A 26573-nucleotide genomic window follows, 5' to 3' on the forward strand; every position below is an offset into this window, starting at 1 on the left:
CAGCCCCTGCCGGGTCAGCTCAACTTTCCCATGAAATCATCAGCCAGCCCCAGGCGCGGCGCCCGTCAAAGTTCCCGCAGGTATTTCATCACTGCCGGGCGCACCGCCTGGTCGCCGCGGTGGCGCGCATCCGCGATGATCTTGCGCAGCTCGCCCAGATCGACCCGCAGCAGCAGTGACTTGACCGGTCCGATAGAGGCCGGGCGCATCGACAGCGTGCGGATGCCCATGGCGGCCAAGCACACGGCCTCAACCGGGCGGCCCGCGTCCTCGCCGCAAAAGCTGAGCGGCGTGCCAGAGATCGCGCAGCGTTCCACGATGCGCTCGATGAAGCTCAGGAAGCTCACATTCAGCGTATCATAGCGTTTACGCACCCGCTCATTCTCGCGGTCGGCGGCAAAGAAGAACTGCTTCAGGTCATTGCCGCCGATCGAGATAAAGGCCACCTCGTCAAAGAACTTCTGCGGCGCATAGGCCAGCGAGGGTGTTTCCAGCATCGCGCCGATCTCCAGCTCAGCCGGCAGCACGTGGCCCAGGATGCGCTCGCGTTCGATGGTCTTGTCCACCTCGGCCTTGGCTGCGCGGTATTCCTCGAACTGGGCGACAAAGGGAAACATGATCGACAGCGGCCGCCCTTCGGCCGAGCGCAGCAGCGCCTGCAACTGCATCCGCATGATGCCGGGCTTGTCCAGCCCCACCCGGATCGCCCGCCAGCCCAGCGCAGGGTTCGGCTCATCCGTCGGTTTCATATAGGGCAGAACCTTGTCGGAACCGATGTCCAAAGTGCGGAAAATCACCGGTTTGCCATGGGCCGCATCCAGCACCCGCTTGTACAAAGCAACCAGCTCCGAACGCTTTGGCATCTGATTGCGCACGAGGAATTGCAATTCCGTGCGAAACAGCCCCACACCTTCAGCACCAGAACTATCCAATGACGGCAGGTCCGCCATCAGCCCGGCATTCATCACCATATTGATGCGCTGGCCGTCGGTGGTGACCGCCGCCTTGCTGCGGATCGACGCATAGCGTTCCTGCGCCTTGGTATGCATCGCGATCTTGTCGCGAAAGGCCCCGACAACCGTGTCATCGGGCCGCAGATGCACCACGCCCTGATCGCCATCCACCATGATGTGGTCGCCGTTCAGCGCCTCGGTGGTGATCCGCTTGGCATTCACCACCAGCGGAATGGCCAGCGCGCGCGCGACAATAGCGGCGTGGGATCCGACCGAGCCTTCCTCCAGCACGATGCCCCGCAGGCCGCGGCCATACTCCAGCAGATCCCCCGGACCTATGTTGCGGGCGATCAGGATGGGGTTGTCCGGCAGCTCGGCACCGGTGTCTGCCCCCTGCCCGGTCAGAATCCGCAGCAGACGGTTTGAGAGATCATCCAGGTCGCTCAGCCGTTCGCGCAAGTAGGCGTCCTGCACCTGGCCCATCCGGGCGCGGGCCTGGGATTGCTCCTTTTCCACCGCGGCTTCGGCGCTCAGGCCACGGGCGATATCCTCTTCCATCCGCCGCATCCAGCCTTTGGAATTGGCAAACATACGGTAGGCTTCAAGAACCTGCAGCTGGTCTTTGTCGCCATTGCGGGAGACTTCCAGCATCTTGTCAACGCCGACCCGCAGTTCCTCGACCGCGCTGTTCATCCGCTCCAGCTCCCGCTGGGGATCATCGGCAATCGGATTGGTCACAATCACCCGCGGCTCATGCAGCCACACATTGCCCTCTGCCGCGCCTTCCTGGGCCGAGGTACCGTGGATCAGAACCGGCTGCTTGTGCAGTGGCGACAGGGCCGCGCCTTCGCCGACAAAGGCGCCCAGCTCGGTCATCTCCGCGATGACCATCGCCACCACTTCCAGCGCATAGACCGCATCGGCTGAAAACTCGCGCCCCTCCTTGGACTGGACCACCAAGACGCCAAGCATCTCGCCCAACCGCTGCACCGGCACCCCGAGGAAGGAGGAAAACCGCTCCTCCCCGGTTTCCGGCATATAGCGGAATCCCTTGGCATTGGGCGCATCCGGCGTGTTCACCACCTTGCCGTATCTTGCCACCCGGCCCACCAGGCCCTCGCCGATGCGCATCCGGGTCTGGTGCACAGATTCGGTGTTCAAGCCTTCGGTTGCACACAGCTCCAGCGTCTCGTCATCGCGGAACAGATAGACCGAACACACCTCGGTCCCCATGCTGTCGGCGATCAGATGAGTGATCTTGTCGAGCCGCGCCTGACCGGCATCGTCACCCGCCATCGCCTCGCGCAGGCGAACCAGAAGCTTCCTGCTTTCGGATTCCGTTGTATCAGCCATTGCCACCCTCTCCCGAGGTCACTTCCCCGCACGCTGCCGCTCTGATTGGTTCACCAGCACAAATACCACTCAAAGCAGTATCCCAGCGTTCTCTCCTCCCCCCACTTGTCCCATCCCAGGGGAAAAAGTCCAAGTGTTTTTGCAGCATTGCCCGCAATCAGAGCAGCCTGACACGGCATTGCGCAAAATACCGCCAGACACAGGCCAGACACAACAAAGGCGCCCGATCGGCGCCTTTGCAATTTACAGAAAATGGTTTTCCGGCCCGCGCCTAGCCGGCTTTTTCCAGCTCAAACGCGTCATGCAGTGCCTGTACGGCCAGCTCCATGTATTTGCGGTCGATCAGCACCGAGATCTTGATTTCCGAGGTTGTGATCACCTTGATGTTGACGCCCTCATCCGACAGCACCTTGAACATCTTGGCGGCCACGCCGGACTGCGAGCGCATACCGATACCAACCACAGAAACCTTGGCCACATCCTTGTCGGCCAAGAGTTCAGCATAGTTCAGCTCGCCCTTTTCCTTGATGGCCAGCAGCGCCTGTTCGGCACGCGCCACCTGGTCAGTCGGGCAGGAGAAGGTCATATCGGTGCGGCCCTCGTCCGAGATATCCTGCACAATCATGTCGACATTCACACCCGCATCGCTGAGGGTAGTGAATATGGTTGCCGCGATGCCGGGGCGGTCGGCCACCGACTGCACGGTCAGCTTGGCCTCGTCACGGGAATAGGCCACACCGGCCACAACATTGGATTCCATGATTTCCTCCTCGGCGCAGACCAGGGTACCGGCCTCGTCAGTTTGTTCCTCAAAGCTCGACAGCACGCGCAGCTTCACCTTATAGCGCATCGCCAGTTCAACCGAGCGGGTCTGCAGCACCTTGGCGCCCAGCGACGCCAGCTCCAGCATTTCCTCAAACGCGATCTTGTCCAGCTTGCGCGCCTTGTCGCAAATCCGCGGGTCGGTGGTATAAACGCCGTCCACGTCGGTATAAATATCACAGCGCTCGGCCTCAAACGCCGCCGCAAAGGCCACCGCGGTGGTGTCCGAACCGCCCCGGCCCAGCGTGGTGATGCGGCCTTCAGGGCTGATGCCCTGGAAACCGGCCACAACCGCCACTTTCATGCCTTCATCAAACTTGGCGCGGATGTTTTCCGGCGGGATCTCTTCGATCCGCGCCTGGCTGTGCGCCGAGGTGGTCAAAAGCGGCACTTGCCAGCCCTGCCAGCTGCGGGCGGGAACATCCATTTCCTGCAACGTCAGCGCCATAAGGCCGGCGGTCACATTCTCGCCCGAAGACACAATCGCATCATATTCACGCGCGTCATACAGCGGCGAGGTCTCATCAACCCAGCCGACCAGTTCGTTGGTCTTGCCGGACATCGCCGACACGATGACGATCACGTCATAGCCCTTGGCCACCTCAACACCGACGCGTTTGGCCGCGCGGCGGATGCGATCCAGGTTGGCGACGGACGTGCCGCCGAATTTCATCACAAGTACGGGCATATGGAGCGGGTCTCCCTGCGCTTGCGGGTTTCAGTCCCGTGCCTCATATGCGAGCGGTCTCTTAAGGGCAATAGCGGGCAGCCCCATCGGGCAAGGAAGCTGCGGTTCAGGCCGCCGTTTCAGCGCGGCAAACCGCCACAAGGTCCGGTTTGCGCAATTTCAGCCAATCCGCGGGGCGCTCAGCTGCGCCAAAAGCGGACAGTCAGCATCGCGTAGACCGCCATCAGCTCCAGCCGCCCGATCAGCATCGCCGCGCTCAGGATCCATTTTGCCGGATCATTGAGGGTGGAGAAATTGCCCGCCGGCCCGATGGTATCGCCCAAACCGGGGCCGATATTGGCCACTGCAGTCGCGGCACCGGACACTGCGGTCACAAAATCCAGGCCGGTCAGCGCCAGCGCCCAGGCGACAACGCCCAGCGTTACAACAAAGAACATGAAGAATGAGATAACCGAACTGAGCACCTCAGCGTCCACCGGACGCCCCTCGTAGCGGGTAAAGAACACCCCATGCGGCGACCGGATGCGCTGGATCTGCGTTCTGACCGAAGCCAGCAAAAGCTGGTAACGAAAGATCTTGACGGAACAGGCGGTCGAACCCGCACAACCGCCAATCAGCCCGGTGAAGAAGAAGATCATCACCAGAAAGCTGCCCCATTGCATGTAGTCCGCACTGGCATAACCGGTGCCGGACATGATCGAGGTGATGTTGAACAGGGCCGAGCGCAGCGCCTGTTCACCGCTGTGCGGATTGGCGTAATACAGAACCCCGGCTGCCACAGCGACCAGAATGCCCAGCGTCATCATGAAGCCGCGGATCTGGCTGTCCCGCAGCATCGGCGTGCCATGGCCGTTGATCAGCTGCACATAACGCACAAACGGCAGCGCCGCGAGGATCATGAAAATCGCCGCCGCATATTCCACCGGTCCCGCAAAGGCCCCGAAAGAGGTGTCGTAATTGGCAAACCCGCCGGTGGCGATGGTGGTCATGGAATGCACCAGCGCATCAAACGGCCCCATGCCCATCACCATGTAGACCAGCATGCAGGCCATGGTCAGCGACACGTAGATCAACGAGATCTGCTTGGCGATCGCCTGCGCGCGGGGCAGGATTTTACCAAAGGTGTCAAAGCTTTCCGATTTAAAGATCTGCATCCCGCCGACCCGCAGCTCGGGCAGGAACACCATCGCCACAACAATGATGCCGATACCGCCCAGCCATTGCAGGATGCCGCGCCACAACAGCAGTCCGCGCGGCAGGTCGTCCAGCCCCGAAATCACTGTTGATCCGGTGGTGGTCAACCCCGACATCGCCTCGAAAAACGCATCAACAAACCGCAGCTCGGTTGCCCCCAGCATCAGCGGAATCGCCCCGAACAGCGGCAGCGCCAGCCACACGGTGGTGGTCAGCAAAAAGGTCTGGCGGATGCTCAGCCCCTCCTTCACGCCATTGGCGCAGCTTAAGGCCAGCAGCCCGCCGACGAGAATGGTGAAGAGCGCACTTTCAAGAAACACATGCCATTCGCCACGGCCATCCAGCAGATCGACCAGCAGCGGGAACAGCATCATGGCTCCCAAAATGACGACCAAAAGGCCGATGACATATCCTACCGGGCGGAGATCCAACATGCGGGGCAGCGTTGGACCTGCGCACGGTAAGTGTCAAGCCTGCGCCGCTATTCCTTGCCCTCGCCGGCTTTTACAGCGTTGCGTGCGGGCATCTTGCGCGGTTTGGACGGCTTGCGCGGGCGTTTGCCTGGCGCCGCACTCTCTGATCGCGCCGGCTTAGCAGCCGGGGGCGCCGTTTCCGGTGCGGGCGCCTGCACAGCAAAGGACTTGGTCACTGCCGCCACTGCGGCGGACTGCGCAGGGTTCTGCTGCTTTTCAGGGCTGCCGCGGCGGGCAGCGGATCCGCGGAACACCGCAGATGGTTCGGAAACCGCTTCAGCGGCCGTTTTCCCTGTTGCGTGTGCCGTTGCCTGATTTGCCTTCGCCGCCACTGGTTCTGCAACTTCCAGCTTGGCAACTGCAGCCTCGGCCGGCACGGATTTACCAACAGCTGCCTTTGCTGCAGCAGCCCGCACGGCCGGTTTTTGGTCCGCGGCCTTGCGCTCTGCCGGTTTTGCGGCAACCGGCTTCTTTTTGGCGGCAGGTTTTTCTGCCGCTTTCCTGGCAGGCGGTTGCGTGGCTTGCACTGCGGGCGCAACTGAAGTGTCTTCTTTCGCAGGCGTTGACGGTTGGGCAGTCTGCGGCAGTGCAGTTTCCGGCCTTGCCCGCGGCGGCACCGCGAAGCCGAGGATTTTCCGCTGCAACTCAAACATGGAATGCGCGGCCCGCATCTGCTCCAGCGGCGCCGTAATCGCCGCTTCGGTCATCTGCCGCCACAGCTTCAGCTGCGTGCCTGCCGTATAACCTGCCCATTCATGCGCCAGGGCTGAGAATGCGCCGTGCTGGTGAAAACTGCTCATCAGATACTCCTTACTTCATGCACTGGTTTTACCCTGCCTGTTGGTGTTGCGGCCGGGCAAAAAAGGAGAGGTGCGGCACCGGAGCAGATCCGGGCCTGCAGCATCGGCAACCGGGTGTAAGATCCCTGCCCCATGCACAACGGCTCCCCTGAACACCTGGAGAATCCTCCAGGCTACAGCCCGGAGTTTACCATGTTTCGCTGCGCGGCAGCATAAAAAATGCGGCAGCGCAGAAATTACGGGAGGTCAGCAGTATGCCTGCCTTCAAATCGGGCACGCCGCCCGGCAGGCTAGCCTTGATGGATCAGGGTCGAGAACAGTTTCGGATCCAGGCTCATCGCTTTGAACAGCGGACCCTGGGTCAGCACACTGACCGCGTCATGGCTGTGCAGGCTTTCCTGATGGCTGGCCACCACCCGGAAATCACCGATTCGCGAATCGCCCTGCAGCGCCTCGCAAAACAAACGCGCCGCATCCTCGACAAAGATCGGGTTGGCAGCGTTCAGCTCGGCAAAGGCCTGTTCATCCTCGCGCTTGACCATCACCTGCGTCTCGGTCGGCACCGCCTGGCGGCACAGTTCGATCAGATCCTCGAACCACAGGCAGCCGCTCTCCGGCACCGACTGCAGCGAAATCCGCGCCACCGAGCGCTGCGAATGCGGCGTCGCCAGCTGGCCGCGCGACTGGCGGGCGTGCTCGGACAGCTCCAAGGAGCACGGGCAGGTCGAGGAATAGACATAGTCCATATGCATGATCTTTTCGCGCACGCCGTCATGGTCCACCAATTCCAGCGCAAAATCGTAATACTGATAGCCGCTGAGGCCGGACCGCAGGCTTTGAACCCGCGCAGGAAAGGAGAACCGCATCTGAATGCGCGCATCGGGGCTGTCCAGATCGCTCAGGTAATCATCCAGCGCCGCGGCCATCACTTCGAAACTGAAGGTGCGCTCGGCGTGTTTATAAAAGGTGCGCATGATCCGGGACATGTTGATGCCCTTCTTGCCGGCGTCCAAGCTGACGGTGCCGGTCACGCTGGTTTCCAGCGTCAGATCGCCGTCATCGCGGGTGTGGAACCGGATCGGCAGGCGGAAATTTGAAATCCCCACATGCTGGATCTGCTCCTGCGCACCGCGGATCAGGCTGGTCGGCCCGTTCTGCAGGTCGGGCAGCGTGGCGCGGTAGGCCTCGTCCGACGTGAAATCTTCGGGGTAGTGCCGCGACAGATCCGGGTAATTGCCCACCTCACGGCCGGGCAGCAGCCGCGCCACAGCAGGGTCCAGCTGGGCGATCTCGGTCTCGGTCACAGTGCCGGCCCAGGCCCGCAGCACATCCAGCGCGGCGGCAGCCGCCTTGCGGTCAGGCGCCTCTGCAGCATCGCAGTTGTGAATGTTCATCGGCGTTACCCCCAGTGATACGGCCCATATAGGGGCCGGCAGGCCACCCTCATATACTGTTAAGCGGCAGTTTTCAAAACGGATCCGCCAAATGCGGCAGAACCGGCGCCTTATCGGACGCCCAGCGCCCCCGCAAGCGCCCGCAATCGCCGTGAGCGCGACTTGTAATGCGCAGTCACCAGCACATAGGGGCGCGGCATCTCCAGCGCCGGGCCGGCCAGCCGGTGCAGCCTGCCCGCGCGGATTTCACCGCTCACCACCTGCTCGGGCAGCAGTGCAATACCCAGTCCCGCCTGCACCAGCGGCACGACTGACGGCACCGACTGCGCAATCACTGCTGCCACAGGGTTTTCGCGGGTAATTCCGTGCAGCTTAATATACTGCCGCCAGCCGGGGACCGAGGAAATCGTCTCTCCCCAGCTCACCTCCACCAGCGGCGCTGTCCGCATATCCGCCCCCGGATCAATGCCAACCGGCACCAGGCGGTCGGTGAACATTTCCTGTGTCCGGTAATCCGGATGTTCGCCGCCATAAGACAGCCGGGCATCAATGCCCTCAGCCTCAAGGTCGATACTGTCATCCTCGATCCGGAGACGTACAGGCACATCCGGACGCACGCCCGAAAAGATCTTCAGCCGTTCCGGCAGCCACAGCTGCCCCAGTGCAGGCGTCGCCGAAATCACCAGCGGACGGTACCCGCGGCCCTCGGTCAGCGCTTGGGTGAAACTGGCGATCTCTGCCAGGGACATAGCGGCTTTCTGGTAATAATCGCGCCCCGCATCGGTCAGCCGCACCTGGTTCGCACGGCGGATGAACAGCTTCAGCCCCAGCCAGTCCTCAAGGTTTTTCACCTGCATCGACACCGCCGCCGAACTCACTCCCAGCTCCGCGCCCGCAGCCGAAAAACTCCCGGTCCGGGCGGCGCATTCAAAAGCGCGAAGAGCATTCAGCGGCGGCAGTTTCATGGCTGCACAGTGCAAGATTTTCTTATGCTCGCCAAGATATTTTATAGTGGTCAGATCCCCGTCCAGCGCGCAGGCTTTGTGTAAGCAAAAGAACCCCAAGGAACATCCCATGCACGATATTCTTGATCTGGAGCGTTATCCGCTCGACCGCCCCGGCAGCCCCGGCTGGCAGGCCATGGTGGACCGCTGCCGCGCAGAACTGGCGCAGGACGGCATGTTCAGCCTGGACGGGCTGATGAAGCCGGAAGTGGCCCAAGGCGCCGCAGATGCGCTGCAGGGCAAGTTTAAGACCGAAAGCTTCCACCACAAGCGCAAACACAACATCTACTTCAAAGACACGGTTGAGGGGCTGGCGCCGGACCATCCGGCGCTCAAAAAAGTTGAGACGTCCAATTTCACCCTCTGCGCCGATCAGTTCCAGGGATCGCCAGTGCTGCGTCTGTATGACTGGCCGCCCTTTGCCGCGTTCATGGCTGCCACCATGGACAAAGAAAACCTCTATACTATGGACGACCCGCTGGCGCGGCTGAACATCATGTCCTATGGGGCCGATCAGGCGTTGAACTGGCATTTCGACCGGTCCGAGTTCACCACCACCATGCTGCTGCAATCCCCGGACGAGGGCGGTGAGTTCATCTACAGTCCCGAACTGCGCAGCGATGACGATCCGAATTATGAGGGCGTCGAGCGGCTGCTGGCGGGCGAAGATCCCAACATGCGCGCCATTACCCTGGCCCCCGGCACCCTCAACATCTTCCGCGGCAAAAACTCGCCCCACCGGGTGGGCACCGTCAAAGGGGCCAAGACGCGCGTAATCGCCGTCTTCACCTTCTACGAACGCCCCGGCGTGCGGTTCACCGACGCGGAAAACATTGGCTTTTACGGCCGTGCGTCGTGACCGAGTTGGCTGTTTTCAAGGACGAGCGCAAACGCGTCTTCCTCAATGCCGAAGGTGCGGACAAACCGCTGAAGTCCCCGCTGCCGCATTCGGTACTGGAACGCGCCCGCGCCTACCGCCTGCAGCGGCTGCGGGACGAGATGGCGCGTCAGGACGTGGCGGGGCTGCTGCTATATGATCCGGTCAACATCCGCTATGCCTTCGACTGTTCCAACATGTCGGTCTGGACCGCCCACAACCCGATCCGCTATGCGCTGATCCTGAACGGCGGCCCCGGCATCATGTTCGAATTCAAGGGCTGCGAGCATCTGAACAATGGCTTGCCCGGCATTGACGAGGTCAGGAACGCCATCGGCTGGATGTTCATGTGCGCCGGTGACAAGGCCGCGGACAGACTGTCCCCCTGGGCGGCGGAGATCGCGGATCTGATCAAGCAATACGGCGGCGGAAACCTGCGGCTGGGCGTCGACCGGATGGAGCCCGAGGGCGTGCATGCGCTGTCGGAACACGGCATTCAGGTGATCGACGGCGGCCAGATTACCGAGACCGCCCGCGCCATCAAATCGGCAGATGAGATCGAGCTGATGCGCTGGACCATCCGCGTCTGCGAGGCCGGCATGGCGCGGATTTACGAACATTCGGTGCCAGGTGTCACCGAACAGGAGCTGTGGGCACATCTGCATTTCGAGAACGCGCGCTCGGGCGGCGAATGGCTGGAAACCAAGCTCCTCACCTGCGGGCCCAACACCAACCCCTGGTACAAGGAATGCTCATCCCGCGAATGCCGCGAGGGAGAGATGATCTCATTCGATACAGACATGATCGGCCCCTATGGATATTGTGCGGATCTCTCCCGCAGCTGGACCTGCGGCTATGTGCCGATGAATGATACTCAGAAACATCTGTACACGGCGGCTCGGGAGCAGATCGATCACAACCTGGCTCTGCTGCAGCCGGGGCTGAGTTTTGCCGAGTTCAACGCCAAGAGCTGGCAGATCCCGGACGCATATCAACCCTACCGCTACTCATTGGCAGCCCATGGCGTCGGCATGGCTGACGAATGGCCGGTGGTGCCGCTGCATGTGGACTTTGACGGCGCCCACGGCGGGCAGTTCGAGGAAAACATGGTGATCTGCATTGAAAGCCTGATCGGCGAGAAGGGATCCGAGTCGGTCAAGCTGGAAACCCAGGTGCTGGTCACCGCAGACCGGCCGGTGCGGCTCGACACGTTTCCCTGGGAGATGTGAAAAAAGCGGGGGCGCTGCCCCCTCTTGAGCCTGCGGCTCAATTCACCCCCGGGATTATGTGTTCGATATTGCCTCAATCCAGCCTCTGTCAGATTGAAAGCGGCCGGCTTACTGGCTGGCCATCCGGTAATCGGGTGGCGGGCGGCCCTGAGGCAGACCCAAAGTCAGTGGTTTTACGGTCGTAAATATCCCGCCACCCGCCGCGCCATATGTCCGGCCAAGATCATGCGGATTGAGTAGAATCGTCTGGAACACGCGGCGGTCAAAACGGTGGCTTGTCCTTACAACGGTACGTTCGATCCATGCCGCGCCGGATGGAGGCGTTGGACAAACGGACTTCAGAGCCGGCCGCTGCCACGCCCATGTTTCGGCACAAGGCGGAACTAATGCTGCCTATCAAAGGCATTGGACCCAAAACCGCAGCCACGTGTCTGGCGAAACTGCCGGAATTGAGCTCTTTAACAAACGGCGAGGCCGCTGCTATCGTTGGGTTGGCGCCATATGCGAAAGAGTCCGGAACGTATCAGGGCCACCGCCATGTCTCGGGTGGTCGCAAGGATGTACAGGCAAGCCTTTGTGTGGCGGCGTTTTCAGCTCTGCGAAGCGACCCGCGGCTTCGGGGCAAGTTTAAGGCGCGTGGAAAACCATCGAAATTCATCCTTACCGCCATCATGTCCAAGCTCATTGCGATCATGAACACCGTTCTTAAAGAAGGGCAGATATCAACTCGCTACGGCGTAGCATCTTAGCAACTCCCGACATTTGCTGCGCCGCGCACCAAGTCACAGTCTGCGGGACGGGGACGAAACCGCTCACGCGGTCTTGGCGTTTGTGGCGGTTGGATCGCGCTGATTTGTACTGTGGATTTGGCGGGTAGGCGTGCCTGTCTGACGATTGGGACCTTCTCAATCTGATGACAGGAGGTTTCGATGTCAGACCAATATGTTCCCAAACTACGCCAGCGGTTTGCCGAAGACGTGCAGATCAAGGGGCTTCAGCCCAAAACACAGACGAAGTATCTGCGTGCGATGCCTGACTTCACGCGGTTTCCGGGGCGCGCGCCTGATAACGCAACGCCGGAGGAATTGCGCGCCTTTCAGCTGGGTATGCTCGGCGAACTGGATGCCGTTATCGGTCTGGATCGTATGTATCCGGTAAGGAACGGCTTTGAGCAGGTGTTCGAGGGGCTCCCAAGCTGTCTTGCGATCTGCCTTGTCCACGAGTTGGGTGATGGCGAACTTGCTGGTCCGGTCTCTCTCGTGACATTCGCGTTGCGAATGCACTGCCGGGCAGTGGATGGGGTATCGCTTGAACCGCTGCCGCTTTGGCTTGTCACCCGCGGCATCCGGCAAGCGCGAGATGCCATGCCGCTGAAGGCACCGATGCAGCGCCGGCCGCGTCAGATGCGGGATCGACGGCTGGAGAGTATAAAGGCAATCATCCAGCGGCAGTAGCGTATGCCGCCGGAATGCGGCGATCATTGCCTCCTCCGCTTCGGAGAGAACGGTTGAACGCGGCTCCTTCGGCCCGGTCCTAAAATCCTCCACCGTCGCATGCTTGCGCCACTTCGCAACGGTCTTGGGATTGATGTCCAGCTCCTTGCTCAGTGCCGCGATCGAAGCTTGTCCCTTTCGGGATCATGCTTCGCATAACCCTGCCGGGCAGCGGATCGCTGTATTGCTGCTCTGACGGCGTGCGTGCCCTCTCGGCAGATTTGCCATGCAAACCGCCTGCCAGGTGACAGTGCGTGGCGCTCCCGTGACGAACTTGTCCCATAGTGCTTCGTTCCATTCCAAAGAACAGATCCCACCATCAAACCATGGGATCAAACACCTAGGGCATGTTGAGCACCATATGGAGGACATTGGCCGACTGGAGTTCATTGTTGGCCCGTCTGGCAAGCGGCTGGAGCAATGCTTACAAGGGGCGCGTTGTTGCTGAAACGCTGGTTCCGGGTGTGACCATGAACGAGGTGGCTGAGCGGCACGATCTGCGTCCCAACCACCTATCGGCGTAGCGGGTGTCTGTAATAAAGGCAAAACTCCTGACCATCCCAATACAAAGCTTTAGCCGGTCGCCGCGGCGACCCCGGAGGGCAAAAAACGGCACCGCCCGCGGGCTTCTGGCGCAGAACATCCTGGGCAAGGGCTGAAAAACCCGCGATGCCTTTGCGCATGTCTGTGACGCCGCAGGCAAGACAACGACGTCGCTAAGCACGTGTCTTAGATCATTAGGAAACAATCAAGCAGGCAAAAGAAACCGGGCGCTTACCATGAAAGTGAACAAATGGGCTCAGTGCCCAATTTCTCCGCTTGCGGCGCATAGGTCGACTCATTGGACGCGAACGACAGCGCCGCAAAAGAGACGGCTGAAATTCAAAGGCTTAGCCCTTTTTGCTGATGACCGGTTCCGTCCCACTGCTATCGCGGTGCTTGCGGCGTTGGCATTAGGCAGCATTGAGCCTATTCCGTTGAAAAACCCGGCATTTCCGCGGCCCTGCGGCCTTCTACAACAAAGCGCGTTCTCCGCTCTTCATGCCGGACGCGGCGTTTGCGGCAGGGGTAGCAGCTTTGCGAGCTTTCTGAGGTTCTGGGCGGTGGCTGCGAGGTGGAATTCGTCGCGCGCGCCGCATGGGCCGCGCAATCGGAGCCGTCCCAAACCGAGGATGCGTTTCAGGTGGGCGAACAGCATCTCGACCTTCTTTCTGAGCTTGCAGGAGATCGCGTATTGCGTGGTTTGGGCGATGGCGCGGGCCACGTCGCGAGAGGGCTCAAAGATCGAGCGCGTCACTTTGCGCTGCGGCTCCTTGGGGCAGCACCGCGGCTTCAGGGCACAGGCCTCACAGTCTGGTTTGCGGGCCCGGTAGCGCAGGGTGCCGTCCTTATTGTCGCCCGATCTGGGTGTCGTGAACGCGCGCCGGTATTGCTTGAGCTCCTTGCCGCCAGGGCAGATGCAGGCGTCGTTCCCGGCATCCTAGGTGAAGCCGGCCCGTTCAAAGGTGCCGTCCTTGCGCCCGGACTTGTCCCCTCTCGGGACATTGCTGCGCAATGCCCTGCCGGGCAGTGGATCACCGGGATATGCGGGGCGATCCTGCGCTGCCGGTCCAGCCAATCGAGCATTTCGCCCGTGCCGTAAGCGGTATCGGCGATCAGGCGTTCAGGTTTCAGGTCGAAGGCATCGCTCACCCGATCCACCATTGTCCGCACGGCACCGGCCCCGGCTTGCCGGATCGAGCGGGTCGCCTCGACATCGAGGATCACGCCATTGCCGGTGTCGATCAGGTCGTTCGTGGAATAGGCAAAATAGGCGGGTCCACCCCGTGCGCCGGTCCATTGCGAGGCCGGATCGGAATGCGAGGTGAACTTCGGCTTTACCGGGCTGGCCGCGCCGAAGGCCGCATCGCCGAGCGTCGCCAGATCCTCCCTGACAGCGCGCGGCGCGTTCTCGGGGTTGATCTTCTCGGGGGCCCAGTCCGCTTGCGGCGACGAGTTCTGCCGGTTGGCATCGGCCTGGATCAGGCTGGCGTCCGCCGCAAAGCGCTGACCACTCGCCAATCCTTCCTTGATGCAGCGCGCGGCCACCGTCTCGAACAGATGCCGCAAGAGATCGCTATCGCGGAACCGGCCGTGCCGGTTCTTTGAGAAGGTCGAATGGCCGGGCACTGGGCCGGTCAGATCGAGGCGGCAGATCCAGCGATAGGCGAGGTTGAGATGCACCTCCTCGCAGAGCCGCCGCTCCGAGCGGATGCCCATCGTGTAACCGGCCAGGAGCATCCGGATCATCAGTTCCGGATCAACCGGCGGCCTGCCGGCCGAACTGTAGAAAGGAGCCAGGTGCCGCCGGATGCCAGACAGGTCGACGAACCGATCTATCGCCCGAAGCATGTGATCCTGCGGGACATGATCCTCGATCGGGAACTCATAGAACAGCGCGCCCTGCGCTTCCTGCCGTGGCCCCATCATTGCCACGCACCTCCGCTTGCCTCGCGGAAAGTGAATCAGCACTCAACACCCAAAACAACCCGGGTTTTTCAACAGAACAGGCCCTCAGCCGCCGTTGCTGCCGCGCCGGGGTGCCGCACTGGCATTGGGCAGCTCGAAGCCGAGGCTGTGTGGAAACTCCCTAGCATGGTAATCTCCAGACGGGCAGCGGGAGTTAATCTGGCAGGTTTTATCGAGGGCGTAGATCGGGATCAGACAACACTGCTTCCGGAACGGCTTGAAAATTGGATCTGCGGTGATCATCTGGTCCGTGTGGTCGATCTCTTCGTCGAGGAACTCGATCTGGCTGCGCTGGGTTTCAGCCGTCACGCTCCTGCACGAACCGGGCGGCCGGGGCATCATCCCGCCGTGCTTCTAAAGCTCTTCATCTATAGCTATCTGAATTACATCCCCTCTAGCCGCCGCCTTGAGCGGGAGGCCGGGCGCAACATCGAAGTGATGTGGCTGACCGGGCGCCTTGTGCCTGACCACAAGACCATCGCCGACTTCCGCCGCGACAACGGCGCCGCCGTTCGCCGGACCTGCGCTCAAATCCTGGAACTGTGCCGCCGTGCTGGTGTCCTCAAAGGGGCCTGCGTCGCCATTGCCGGAAGCAAGTTCTAGGCCGTCAATAACGGGGACCGGAACTTCACAAAGCGCAAGATTGCAAGCCGATTGGCCCATCTTGAGGCTGATGTCGAGCGCTACATCGACGAGATGGTCCGCATTGACCGGCAAGAAGCCGGAGAAGCCAGGGTGGAAAGGCTCGCGCATCTAGGTAAGCGCCATGGGCGGCTCCGGCAGGAAGTTAAACGCCTTAAGGCGATGGAGAAGGCTCTGGCGGATGCGCCAAATGGGCAGATTTCCCTGACCGACCCGGACGCGCGCCATGGCGACCAGCGCGCGTGGCAACGGCCATGTGGGCTACAACGTCCAAAGCGCGGTGATACCGGCACCCATCTGATCGTGGCGCACGAGGTAACCAACCAGGTTTTTGACCGCGATCAGCTGGCTCCCATGGCCAAGGTGGCGAAGACAGCGCTTGGGCAAAAGAAACTGCACGTCGTCGCAGACAACCAAGCCGTCCACTTACAAGATCAACGACGAAGCTGCTCGGGAACAAGGTCGGGACAGCTGATAAAGGCGAGTTTTCACACAGCCTCAGCCCAAAGCCGACATCGCAATTCGCATGCAAGAGTAGTAAAGAACCTTCAGAATACTGCGAAAGCAGGTTGGGGAAATTTGTTTCCGACGTCGGCACATTCCCTGTCTGCAGCTTGGTAGCACCGCTAAAGGGGTGCATACTTCTATGCCTGTTTTAGGGTTAAGGACTGCCATGAAGTGCCGACAAATGGCATTGGGCAATGCAGGCGGCAGCACTGGGCTGAGTTAATGTCGGATAGTCTTTCATCATGATACAAAGAGTTGGTTCCTTTCTTCTGGTTTCACCGGCATCCCTTGGATTCAATCTATTGATACTTTGGGCGTATCTCCACCTTGGGCCAGTCTCAGGCACGGTAGGGTTGCGGAGCTTTGCTGAGCTTTTGACAGGCGTATTGCGTCACGGATCGGTGCTCCATTTGGCTGTCAACGCTTTGATCATCGCCTTGGCGGGATGGCATGTAGAGCCTCGCCTCGGCCATATGGGCACTGTTTTATTAATGCTAGCATGCGCTGTGTTGGGGACAGGGGCGGAACTCGTCATTGTAGGACCCGGCTATGCGGGAGCCTCTGGTGTGGCCTATGGGCTTGGCAGCTGCGCTGCGCTTTCAGTGGCGTCCAAGAAACAGCGCCCTTGGTTTCTGCTTTGGGGCGCGGCACTGCTTGCAGCCGAGTTGCATTTCGCCGATGAAAGCCTCGCAATTTATTCCCACGCTGTTTCTGCCGCCCTGGGAGGGGTATTCTATATGTTCGAAAATCTCTTTGGCACCAAAGCACCCGCGCTGAAACCTATGGTACTCAACCATCTTTCCCGCGTGGTTGAAATCATTGCACAAACGGATGAAGACGACGCGGCAGAAGCCGAGGCCGCAATGCTCAGCCAAGGTGTCAGCAATATGTTCATTCTTAAACAGGGCAGCAGCATTCTTGGTGTGACTGGATATACTCCGGATACCGAAGCCGATGGCGTTGCATGGTTATCCTGGACTTATCTGGACCAGGACTGCGCCGGCCAGGGGCTGGGGCGGCAGATGATGTCAGACCTATTTCAGAAACTTACAGACAGACAGATGCGAAAGCTCTTCATTGAAACCAGTGACTACGCGGAAGACGGTGAACAGATCTATGCAGCCGCGCACCGTATGTATGAGGAGTTTGGTGCGGACCTGGAAGTAACGGTGCCGGATTACCATGAACCGGGAGAAGCCAAGATGATCTATGCGCTGGTCAACCATGATCAGGCCGCCCCACCCGCACCAGAGCTGAAGGTTTCCAATGGGATCCAGTTCACCGGGGCCGAAAAAGCTCCGGAAGGAGACAAGGTAGCTGGTCTAAACTGGCAGGAAACGGGTAAAGGCCTAGAGGGGGCAGAAGCCGTTCTGGCAGATGCTGCCGTCAATGGCGCACGCATGGCTGTGCTGGTGCTGCCGTCAGATCTTTCAACGGCAAATAGTGCAGCTCTTCGATCACAAGGGTTCAAACTTTGCGGCAGTCTGAAAGATTTTTACAGTTTGGGGTTGCAGCAGGATTGGTGGGTATGCTCATTGCACCCGAATGATAAAGACTGCCCCGAATTTCATACAGAGAATTGAATATGCTTGGAAAAGTTAAAACTATCGCATTTATTGGCATTGCCGGTTTTGTTGCCTACTCCATGTTCCTTGCCCCCCAAAGAGAGCAGACAGCGGACCTGGGCCAGGTCTTGGATCGCACCGAGTATGCGCTGATGAACTACGAAGCCTTCTTAGGTGAAAACAATGTTACCACGGCAGGCGATTCGCAGATCAAGGAATTTACTGAGTATCTGACAAACGTCATGAACTCCGAACCTCGGTTCTTTGATCAAACCCTTGGTCTTGAAACCCAGCAGGATGCCAAATTCCTGGGCTTTGCCGATGCAAACGAAAATGGCGTTCAGGACAGTGAAGAGGGTGACGTTTTCACCGTTGAAATCGACGAGGAAAACAAGCGCCTGATCGCCTCGGATGTGAGCGGAAACTCGACCGGCCTGCGGTTCTCCGGGACCGGATTCCTGGCCGGTGCGCTGATCGGCTCGCTGATCAGCCGCCAGCGGTCCGCCGGGGTGACAAAATCAAGCTTCAACAATCGCACAATCACCCCGCGGTCCAGCTACAAGGCACCTTCAAGCGCCCGCTCGGGCGGCCTGCGTGCCGGTAAGTAATCCGGATCGCGAACGCGAACGGCAGGCCTGGATGCGTTTCGGCGTTCGGGCCATTCTTCATTCTACCAAAAGAGGTCGCTATGACGGAGGCTTCCAGCCTGAACCGCTATCAGGATTTACCCCGGAAACAGGGCGCAATTCTTCTGGGTTCGATCCTTGTGGTAGCATTGTGCGGGATCGTCTATGAGCTGATTATTGGAACCGTTTCCAGCTATCTGCTTGGCAACTCAGTTTATCAGTTTTCGCTGACAATAGGGTTCTTCATGTTCGCCATGGGGGTTGGGTCTTATGCTTCACGTTTCATCAATGGGAACCTGATCCAGGCCTTTGTCCAGGTAGAGATTATTCTGGCTCTGGTTGGCGGGCTGTGCAGCATCTCCCTTTTCATGCTCTTTCCGATGGCACCCTGGTTTTATACAGTGGGAATGTTCACCTTCATCTCGGCTATCGGGTTTCTGGTCGGGCTTGAAATTCCTTTGCTGACCCGGGTTCTGTCGGAAGGCTCCACAGTCCGGGAGTCGATTTCAGGCGTACTGTCACTAGACTATCTTGGCGCGCTGTTCGGGTCAGTGATGTTTCCACTGCTGCTGCTGCCCTCCTTGGGACTGATTTCGTCATCTTTTGCAATCGGTCTGACCAATGCAGCAGTTGCCCTTCTGAACGTATTGTGGTTGCGCGACCATTTGGATGCTCCCCGGCGTATGATGGGCTATGTGCTGGCCACAGTGGCCTTGCTGTTCGGTCTGACTCTGTCTGCAGGCTGGATCACAGCTTTTGCCCAGGACCATCTCTATTTCGACCGCATCGTCTGGCGCAAACAATCACAGTATCAGACGCTGGTTGTGACAAACACCTGGAAGACAAACGATGTGCGCCTCTATATTGATGGGCATTTGCAATTTTCAGAGGCCGATGAATACCGCTATCACGAGGCCTTGGTGCATCCGGTGATGTCCTGGGGCAAACCGGCAAAAAACGTTCTGGTCCTGGGGGGGGGAGATGGGCTGGCGATTCGGGAAGTTCTAAAGCACCCAAGTGTTGAGCGCATTGACCTGGTGGATCTCGACCCTGCAATGACGGACTTGGGGAGAGACTTTGCACCGGTGGTCCGCTTGAACAATGGCAGCATGCAGGCCTCGCAGCTGCACGTGTACAATCAGGATGCCTTTCTTTTTGTGAAAGAAACGGACCAGCGGTACGACCGGATCATTATCGACTTCCCAGACCCCCACAACGAAGCTCTGTCCAAGCTCTATTCTGTGGAATTCTACGCTATGGTCGCTGCGATCCTGACCGAAGATGGTACACTTGTGACTCAAAGCAGCTCTCCGTTCTTTTCGCCGCACACCTATTGGACTGTTTCCGAGACCCTCAAAGAGATTTTTCCCGAAGTTGCGAATTACCAAATCCCGATTCCATCGTTTGGCATCTGGGGTTTCAATTTGGCCAGCCGCACTGAAAATCAACCGAAAACCCCCTTCCCTGAGGATCTAAGGTCTTTGAAAACCAAGGACTTCGAGGCAGCCAAGGTCTTCGCGAAGGATTTACTGCCCCAGCGCCCCGTTCAAGTGAATTCAATTTTTAGTCCAGTTATCTATCAGGAATACGCGCTCGACTTGGCGCAATAATGTTCCAACTGTTGAGTTTTGAACACGGATCCCATTTAGGCGCTTCAGACAACAGCTCGTGGCAAATGTATTTTCACCTTGCTTTTGCAAGTGTCATTTTGTGCATCTGTCTAACTTTGTTAAATCCGCTTTCTGCGCAGAGTGGACGTGACCTAGCCCCACTTGAGTGGTCCAAATTGAAAGTTAGTGCATGGTTGGCCTTTGGTCTATCAGGACGATGGCCTCTGGCGCAGGCGGGCGGTAGCCCAGAGCACTGTGGGGCCTTTTGGTGTTGTAGTGTTTTCTCCAGCTTTCGATAATGATCTGGGCCTCGCGTAGCGAATAGAAGATTTCACCATTCAGCAATTCATCTCGCATCCGCCCATTGAAGCTCTCGCAGTATCCGTTCTCCCAGGACGATCCAGGGTCGATGTATGCGGTTTTGGCCCCGACAGCTTTGATCCAGCCTCTGACGGCCTCAGCAATGAACTCAGGGCCATTGTCCGACCGAATGTATGCTGGTACGCCACGTAGGATAAACAGGTCCGTCAGTGCATCGATGACCTCGTTTGCATTCAGCTTTCGCTTCACCCGGATCGCAAGGCATTCCCGGCTGTGTTCGTCCAGGATGTTCAATGTCCTGAACGCCCTGCCATCATCTGTCCGGTGATGCACGAAGCCGTAGGACCAAACGTGATTGCGATACTCCGGCCGCAGCCGGACACATGATCCGTCGTTGAGCCAGAGCCGTCCCCTCCTGGGCTGCTTCATTGGAACCTTCAGCCCCTCCCGCCGCCATAAACGTTCGACACGTTTATCATTCACCCGCTGCCGGCAGGCGGTGTTTACACCGCCGAGAGGGGCCAGCCAGCGTCCCGCAGCAGGGCCGCAACCCGGCGGTAGCCGTATCGGCCGTATTGACGTGTCAGCTCGATCATATCGGCGACCAGGCGTTCCTCATCAGCACGCCCTTGAGGCAATTGCCGCTGTGTGGACCGGTGCTGGCCCAGAACGCGGCAAACGCGACGCTCGGAAACCTTCATTTGGCTGCGCACATGATCAATGCAGGACCGGCGGCGGGAGGGGCTCAGAAGTTTCCCTTTGCGGCCTCGGACAGGATCAATTTGTCCAGTGTCAGGTCCGAAACCGCCCGGCGAAGCCGCTCGTTTTCCTTCTGCAGCCGCTTTAGTTCTTTAAGCTGTTCCGTGCCCATTCCGCCGTAATTCTTCTTCCAGCGATAGTAGGTCTGTTCCGTAACGCCGATCTGACGGATCGCGTCTATGCGGGGCATGCCTTGCCCCATCAAGACTTCAACCTGCCGTAACTTCACGACAATCTCTTCAGGCTTGGGCCTCTTGGTCGCCATCTATGGTCCTCCGTTTCCTAATCATAGGGGCGGACCACTTCTTTGGGGGAGACTCACCTGCAAGATCCCGCGACCAGTGAATTCCCGTTTTGCTCCTTGCTGCGGCATGCACGAAGGTCCGGGTTCTCCCGCTGCAATGCGATAAAAAGAACAGCGCGGATGCGGCATTTTTCGCGCTGCGCGCGCGCAGCGTATTAATCAAATTCACAGTACGGGCTCGATCCGACCCACCGCTGCGCCGCGAACGCAGGTCCGCTCAGGATTGGCGAACGGCAAGAGCCGCCCGCCAAGGTGGTTCAAATGTCGATTTTCTCGGCAATGCTCAGCGCATCTTCGAGTTCGACGCCAAGGTACCCTACTGTGCTGTCTACCTTGGTGTGTCCGAGCAGAAGTTGAACCGTTCTTAGATTTCCGGTTTTGCGGTAAATCTCCGCTGCTTTGGTCCGGCGCAGCGAATGGGTGCCGTACCCGCTGGGTTCCAGCCCAATCGCGGCACCCGCCCCCCTCACAAGCCGGCCATATTGGCGCGTTGAGATATGCGGGCGGTCATGAAACCTGCTGGGAAACATGAAACGGCGGCCGAGCATCTCCGGTGACTTGATCCATGCGGCAATAGTATCCCGCGTGTTTTCAGAGAGTTCAAACTGAACGGGCCGCTTGGTCTTGCTCTGGATCACAGAGACGCGTTCGCGAACGCGATCATCCCTCACCAAGTCGGTGATAGCCAGTTTCACCAGATCGCACCCGCGAAGCTTGCTATCAATTGCCACTTTGAACAGGGCAAGATCGCGCAGGTTGCCCGCCAGTTCGAGCCGCGCGGATCGCCCAGACCCGTTTCGGCAACAGTGGTCGTTTCTGGCCGATGATTCGGCCCTTATTCCAGGCTCTTCGTTTCGGGGTGACAGCGGGAAGTTGGACTCTTGGCATAGTTTGCCCTCCAATCCTTCCGCCAAGCCCAGTCATCGGCAATGCGCTGACACCTGAATCTTAATGGCGGATTGAATGGCCGTTGTCCGATTGGGTGTTCTTTGGGAAAAGCCGCGGAAGCATTGGGCCGGTCTGAGCCCTTAGCAGTCATTCGCCATGCTTAGGATTTTCGCAGAAGCAGCATACATGCAAGACGCCCCTCCCGAGATCCATTCCACCAGTTCCGCCAATCTGCTTGCTGACCGCTGTAGTGGTATTTGCGACAATACAGCTGGAACCTTCGGTTCTGACCCGGAGCACGCACAGGCTGCCTCTACAGGCATCGCCACAACTTTCAGGAAAAACCTGCACAAGCTCCGTGTCCTACCACCCGGGTGGAATTGGCAGTGTATTCCGCTGAAGACGCGGACATGCGCTGACGTTGTTTCAGGTTGTTGAAATCTTTCAGGACTTTGGATTTTGCGTTGATCTGGCCAAATGTTACTCGCGATCAGGTGGAAAATTTGAGGTTTAGATTTCATGAGTCGCAAAATAGTCGTCGGAACAAACAACAACGATCGTTTGCTGCTTGGGGAGGAGAACTATGATATTTCTGCGCTCAACGGCAATAATTCCATTCTGGTTGGCGACGGGGATAACCGGATCGCAGCTGGTGACGGCAACAACCAAGTCGCGATCGGCGACGGCGATAACGACGTTGAGCTAGGGGGCGGCAAGAACCGGGTTACAGCAGGCGACGGCGCGAATTCGGTTTCCACAGGCGAAGGCCATGACACGATTGTGCTCGGCGATGGCGAGAATTTCATCAGAGTCGGCGCTGGCAACAACCGAATAGCCCTCGGGAGCGGCGACAATTTTGTTGAAGCAGGAGAAGGCAACGACAAGATTCAGGTCGGAGAGGGCTTCAATGTGATCCGCGCAGGCGGCGGCCGAAACAACATTACGGCCACTGGCGACACTGACATTCATACAGGCGATCAAGACGACAAGATTAAATTGGGCGAGGGTCACCACTTAGTCTCAGCCGGTGGCGGGAAAAACACAATCCAAACCGGCGACGCCACGGTGGATATCAAAACCGGGGATGGCGACGACAAAATTTCAGTCGGTGACGGAACCGGTACGATCTCAGCCGGGAACGGCAAAAACAAAATTTCGACCGGGGAAGGTTCTTTTCGAATTTCAACCGGTACGGGCAGTGATCAGATAAGGGCCGGCGATGGCGACGCTACGATTTCCGCGGGGGATGGCGACGACAGAATCTATACGGGCGATGGCAGTTTCACCATTACTGCTGAAGCGGGACGCAACCAGGTCCAGACCGGGGACGGCCAATTTAACATTACGTTAGGTAGCGGTTCCGACAAGGTTCAAATCGGTCAAGGTGAAGGGCAGATTCACGCAGGTGACGGTGACAACAGGGTGTCGGCCGGAGATGGCAGCTATGTGGTTCTAACCGGCAGCGGCAGAGACCAGATTACCTTGGGAGATGGGGATTACCACGTTACGTCGTCCGGCGGAAACAACCGGATCAAAGGCGGCTATGGGTATAACACGATTACCACAGGCGGCGGCGCAGACGACATACGGCTTGGAGAAGGTGACGCGGTCATCAATGCCGGAGACGGGAACAACAAGATTTCTGTCCAAGGCGGGTTTGCAGATATCACAGCAGGGGATGGCAACGATGCAATCTCTGTAGGCGATGGCTCCAGCATCATTGCTGCCGGCGCTGGCAAGAACCGCATTACTGCCGGAGACGGGGATTTGACCCTGACTGCCCTGGGCGGGGACGATTATATTCGCATGGGCGACGGGCGCAGCGAGATCTCTGCCGGAGATGGCAACAACCGGGTGACAGTTGGTGATGGGCAGCATCAGGTCACGGCGGGCGACGGTAACAACCGCATCGGCTCCGGTGACGGGTATATGTCCGTCACAGTGGGAGATGGCAACAACCAGATCAAATTGGGGGAAGGGGAAACCAGGATCACCGCCGGGGATGGCAACAACAAAATTTCCTTGGACGAAGGTGTCGGCTATGTCCAAGTGGGCAATGGCAACAACATTATCTCGGCAAGAGATGGCGAGTACTTGATCCAGACCGGCAATGGAAACAACAACGTTCGCCTGAACGAAGGTGTAGGCGCCGATAGCCGCATCACAACCGGTTCCGGCGCCGACAAAATATCAGTTGGGGATGGAGATAACTGGATCGATAGCGGCGGCGGCAACGACAGCATCCGTACCGGGGACGGCAATGCCCAGGTGCTGGCTGGCGCCGGCAACGATACAGTGCGAACCGGTGCTGGCGAAGACTGGGTGATTGGCGGCGCAGGCGATGACCGGCTGGACGGCGGCGCGGGCACCGATTGGGCTGCCTTCCGCGGCTCGGTCCGCGATTACCGCATCGAAGCGCTCAGCCGGTCCACGATCCAGGTGACATCCGCATCAGGTGAAGTGGCTGACATTGGCACCGACCAGCTTCGCAACTTTGAATACCTGTATTTCGAAGGGGACGGCTTCACCTTGGATCTCAGCGACCTGAGCGTCCTGGATACGCTTTACTCGGTGGACCTTCAGGACGACTCTGTCAGTGCCGACATCGAGGGGCCACTGGAAATTTCCCTGGCGGATCTGCTGGAGAATGATGCGTCTCTCGGCACAGGTGACGCGGATTTCTACATTGCGGGCACCAGCGCAGAAGGGCTTTCAATACAGTTTGACGGATCCACGATCACATACAACGATGCAGACGCCTTGCAGCATCTGGCCGAAGGGGAGGTCTTCACTGATAAATTCACCTATGAAGTGGTGGATGAAGAAGGCAATCATGACACCGCAACCGTTACGGTCACGGTGACGGGCGAAAACGATGGGCCAGAGGCGGAAGATGACCGTCTGGATGGCGGCCCGACCGGGCATGATGCCTATGAGGGCGGGGACGAGATTTCGCTGCTGGGAAATGGCCACAATTACATGGCCATGGGCGGTAAGACCGTTGCTCTCAAAGGCGGAGGGTATGCTGCCGCTTGGAGTACCCAAGATGATGGTGACGGCTTTGGGGTTTCTGTCCGGGTCTTTGATGAAAACGGCAACGAAGTAAGATCCCAGTTTCTTGCCCATGTCGTGACCGAACACTACCAAGGCCTGATTAGCCTGGTTGAATTGAAAGGCGGAGGGTTCGCGGTGACTTGGAGGACCGCTGTCGACGGTCCGGATGGCCTTGAGGTGCAAAACCGCATGCGCATCTTCAACGAAGATGGCTCAGCCCGCACAGGTGAAATCGAACTGCTTGAAGCGGATGCCTTTTTGGACAAGTCACTCCAGCATTCCGTCGGGCTGAGCAACGGCAATATCCTTGTGACCCTGGCGGGAAAGACCAATGATAGTGGCGGCTATGATCTAAGCGGGGTGATCTACTCGCCTCAAGGCCAACTGGTCAAAGGGCCCACTCTTTTGGTTGAAGACATCGTCTGGTACGACACCCTAGGTAAGCACGATGTCGCTGCTGATGACAATGGCGGTTTTGTCGTCACCTGGAACGTAAGAGAAAACACGTCATCTCATTCCAAGACCACACTCTATGCCAGCGTTTTTGATGAAAACGGAGAGGCGGCAGTATCTGAAATGGTGGTGGGGTCTCATACGACAAAACCCAATGGCAATGTCACCATGAACACGCCGTCCGTAGCAGTGAATGATGACGGATCCTTTGTCGTGACTTGGTATAAGGGAAGCGAAGGGTTAGGAACGGAGGCCAGCGTCCATGCGCAGGTTTTCAGCGCTGACGGCCGGGAATTGTCTGATGAAATCAAAATCGACGGGCAAGTCATCACCGTAAGTCCGCACCGGATTGCCAGTGGCGATGTAACCTGGCTGGAAGGCGATCAGTTCGTAGCGACCTGGTCGAACGTGGATAGCTCCAGGGTCGGCATCTATGCCCAGATTTTCAATGCCGACGGGACCGAAGCGACAGACCGCTTTCTGGTCAACCAGCAAGAGCACTTCGGCCAGCACGGGAGCCAGGTTACCCTGCTCAGCGACGGCAGGTTTATCGTCAGCTGGTTCAGCAACGCGAGCAGCGGCTTTAAGATTCAGGCCCGGATTTTTGAAGGCACCGGTGAAGAAGTGGAACTCCCCTTTACCAGCGAAGACAGTGCTGCGGTCATCGAAACGTCCGATTTACTGTGGAACGATGAAGATCCAGAGGGAGATGAGTTTCTCTTTACCCTGGACAGTGCTGTCAGCGAAAGCGGTGCCAGCCTGTCCTATGATTCAGACACGGGCCTGATCACCTATGACCCGACTGCTGCTGCTGATATCCAGGCATTGAAACAGGGGGATATTCTCGAGGACACTTTCACCTACACAATCTCTGACGGATCGGGAGGTTTTGATCAGGCCACTGTCACGGTGGTTGTCGGCGGGCTGGACGAAGTTTTCGGTTAACGCATTAACCATCGACCAAACTGGAACCGGTCGAAACCGGGCAGTTTGCCGGAATCGCTGCCGAAAGGCCTGTATTTCTGATTGATCTATTTCCGACCTTTGGGGAACGAT

General features: G+C 58.8%; 16 protein-coding genes and 6 pseudogenes. 10 read left to right on the top strand and 12 right to left on the bottom strand.

The features are described from left to right. Positions 1-65: 65 nt before the first annotated feature. From ptsP to K3724_RS11910, 6 genes are all read right to left on the bottom strand, one after another. A complete protein-coding gene (gene ptsP, locus K3724_RS11885; protein ID WP_259985043.1) occupies positions 66-2306 on the bottom strand; it encodes a phosphoenolpyruvate--protein phosphotransferase in 2241 nt (746 codons plus the stop codon). Positions 2307-2577: 271 nt separating this feature from the next. Beyond that, a complete protein-coding gene (locus tag K3724_RS11890; RefSeq protein ID WP_129370346.1) occupies positions 2578-3816 on the bottom strand; it encodes an aspartate kinase in 1239 nt (412 codons plus the stop codon). A gap of 179 nt (positions 3817-3995) precedes the next feature. After that, the gene (locus tag K3724_RS11895; RefSeq protein ID WP_259985047.1) at positions 3996-5444 is read right to left on the bottom strand and encodes a TrkH family potassium uptake protein; all 1449 of its coding nucleotides are present in this window, start codon (positions 5442-5444) and stop codon (positions 3996-3998) included. Positions 5445-5491: 47 nt separating this feature from the next. Then, entirely contained in the window at positions 5492-6283 is a 792-nt protein-coding gene (locus K3724_RS23850) for a hypothetical protein (protein ID WP_311200174.1), read from the bottom strand. Positions 6284-6573: 290 nt separating this feature from the next. Beyond that, complete coding sequence (gene folE2 / locus K3724_RS11905; protein ID WP_259985050.1) at positions 6574-7677, bottom strand: GTP cyclohydrolase FolE2; 1104 nt, start codon at positions 7675-7677, stop codon at positions 6574-6576. A gap of 110 nt (positions 7678-7787) precedes the next feature. Next, a complete protein-coding gene (locus K3724_RS11910) occupies positions 7788-8642 on the bottom strand; it encodes a LysR family transcriptional regulator (RefSeq protein WP_259985052.1) in 855 nt (284 codons plus the stop codon). 109 nt (positions 8643-8751) lie between these two features. On the opposite strand from K3724_RS11910, the gene K3724_RS11915 reads away from it, so the two are divergent. From K3724_RS11915 to K3724_RS11930, 4 genes and pseudogenes are all read left to right on the top strand, one after another. Then, on the top strand, positions 8752-9540 hold the full coding sequence (locus tag K3724_RS11915) for a 2OG-Fe(II) oxygenase (protein ID WP_259985054.1): 789 nt from the start codon (positions 8752-8754) through the stop codon (positions 9538-9540). Further along, positions 9537-10787: a Xaa-Pro peptidase family protein gene (locus K3724_RS11920; protein ID WP_259985056.1), complete on the top strand. Its 1251-nt coding sequence runs from the start codon at positions 9537-9539 to the stop codon at positions 10785-10787. Before K3724_RS11915 ends, K3724_RS11920 begins: the two co-directional genes overlap by 4 nt. Positions 10788-11173: 386 nt before the next feature. Continuing rightward, the gene (locus K3724_RS11925) at positions 11174-11536 is read left to right on the top strand and encodes a transposase (protein ID WP_259985059.1); all 363 of its coding nucleotides are present in this window, start codon (positions 11174-11176) and stop codon (positions 11534-11536) included. Between the two features lie 180 nt (positions 11537-11716). After that, positions 11717-11836, top strand: a pseudogene (locus K3724_RS11930) (integrase); the annotation flags it as partial. Positions 11837-11893: 57 nt separating this feature from the next. Here the strand turns inward: K3724_RS11930 and K3724_RS11935 are convergent. Then, positions 11894-12412 (bottom strand): annotated as a pseudogene (locus K3724_RS11935) (IS481 family transposase); the annotation flags it as partial. Positions 12413-12672: 260 nt separating this feature from the next. Between K3724_RS11935 and K3724_RS11940 the strand changes: the two are divergent. After that, on the top strand, positions 12673-12804 hold the full coding sequence (locus tag K3724_RS11940; RefSeq protein ID WP_259985061.1) for a transposase: 132 nt from the start codon (positions 12673-12675) through the stop codon (positions 12802-12804). Here K3724_RS11940 and tnpB read toward each other — a convergent pair. The 3 genes and pseudogenes from tnpB to K3724_RS11950 form a co-directional block, all read right to left on the bottom strand. Next, positions 12793-12963 carry an IS66 family insertion sequence element accessory protein TnpB gene (tnpB, locus tag K3724_RS24000; protein ID WP_409201379.1) on the bottom strand — a complete coding sequence of 57 codons (171 nt, stop codon included), beginning with the start codon at positions 12961-12963 and terminating at the stop codon, positions 12793-12795. The genes K3724_RS11940 and tnpB overlap by 12 nt on opposite strands. Positions 12964-13319: 356 nt before the next feature. Then, a pseudogene (locus K3724_RS11945) lies at positions 13320-14749 on the bottom strand (IS1182 family transposase). A gap of 84 nt (positions 14750-14833) precedes the next feature. Beyond that, positions 14834-15097 (bottom strand): hypothetical protein, encoded by a 264-nt coding sequence (locus K3724_RS11950; protein ID WP_259992724.1) that lies wholly within the window; start codon positions 15095-15097, stop codon positions 14834-14836. Between K3724_RS11950 and K3724_RS11955 the strand changes: the two are divergent. The 4 genes and pseudogenes from K3724_RS11955 to K3724_RS11970 form a co-directional block, all read left to right on the top strand. Further along, positions 14990-15841 (top strand): annotated as a pseudogene (locus tag K3724_RS11955) (transposase); the annotation flags it as partial. The gene K3724_RS11950 and the pseudogene K3724_RS11955 sit on opposite strands and share 108 nt — an antisense overlap. 470 nt (positions 15842-16311) lie before the next feature. Further along, the gene (locus K3724_RS11960) at positions 16312-17520 is read left to right on the top strand and encodes a rhomboid family intramembrane serine protease (RefSeq protein WP_259985064.1); all 1209 of its coding nucleotides are present in this window, start codon (positions 16312-16314) and stop codon (positions 17518-17520) included. Between the two features lie 2 nt (positions 17521-17522). Continuing rightward, on the top strand, positions 17523-18110 hold the full coding sequence (locus K3724_RS11965; protein WP_259985067.1) for a hypothetical protein: 588 nt from the start codon (positions 17523-17525) through the stop codon (positions 18108-18110). 80 nt (positions 18111-18190) lie between these two features. After that, positions 18191-19738, top strand: a complete 1548-nt coding sequence (locus K3724_RS11970; protein ID WP_259985069.1) for a polyamine aminopropyltransferase — start codon at positions 18191-18193, stop codon at positions 19736-19738. Positions 19739-19921: 183 nt separating this feature from the next. Here K3724_RS11970 and K3724_RS11975 read toward each other — a convergent pair. Both K3724_RS11975 and K3724_RS11980 read right to left on the bottom strand, forming a co-directional pair. Further along, positions 19922-21083: pseudogene (locus K3724_RS11975) on the bottom strand (IS3 family transposase). Positions 21084-21379: 296 nt separating this feature from the next. Next, positions 21380-22010, bottom strand: a pseudogene (locus K3724_RS11980) (tyrosine-type recombinase/integrase). A 519-nt stretch (positions 22011-22529) separates the two neighbouring features. Between K3724_RS11980 and K3724_RS11985 the strand changes: the two are divergent. Then, positions 22530-26462, top strand: coding sequence for an Ig-like domain-containing protein (locus tag K3724_RS11985; RefSeq protein ID WP_259985071.1), 3933 nt, complete (start codon positions 22530-22532; stop codon positions 26460-26462). Positions 26463-26573: the final 111 nt, after the last annotated feature.

The organism is Leisingera sp. M658, from assembly GCF_025144145.1.
Lineage (GTDB): Bacteria > Pseudomonadota > Alphaproteobacteria > Rhodobacterales > Rhodobacteraceae > Leisingera.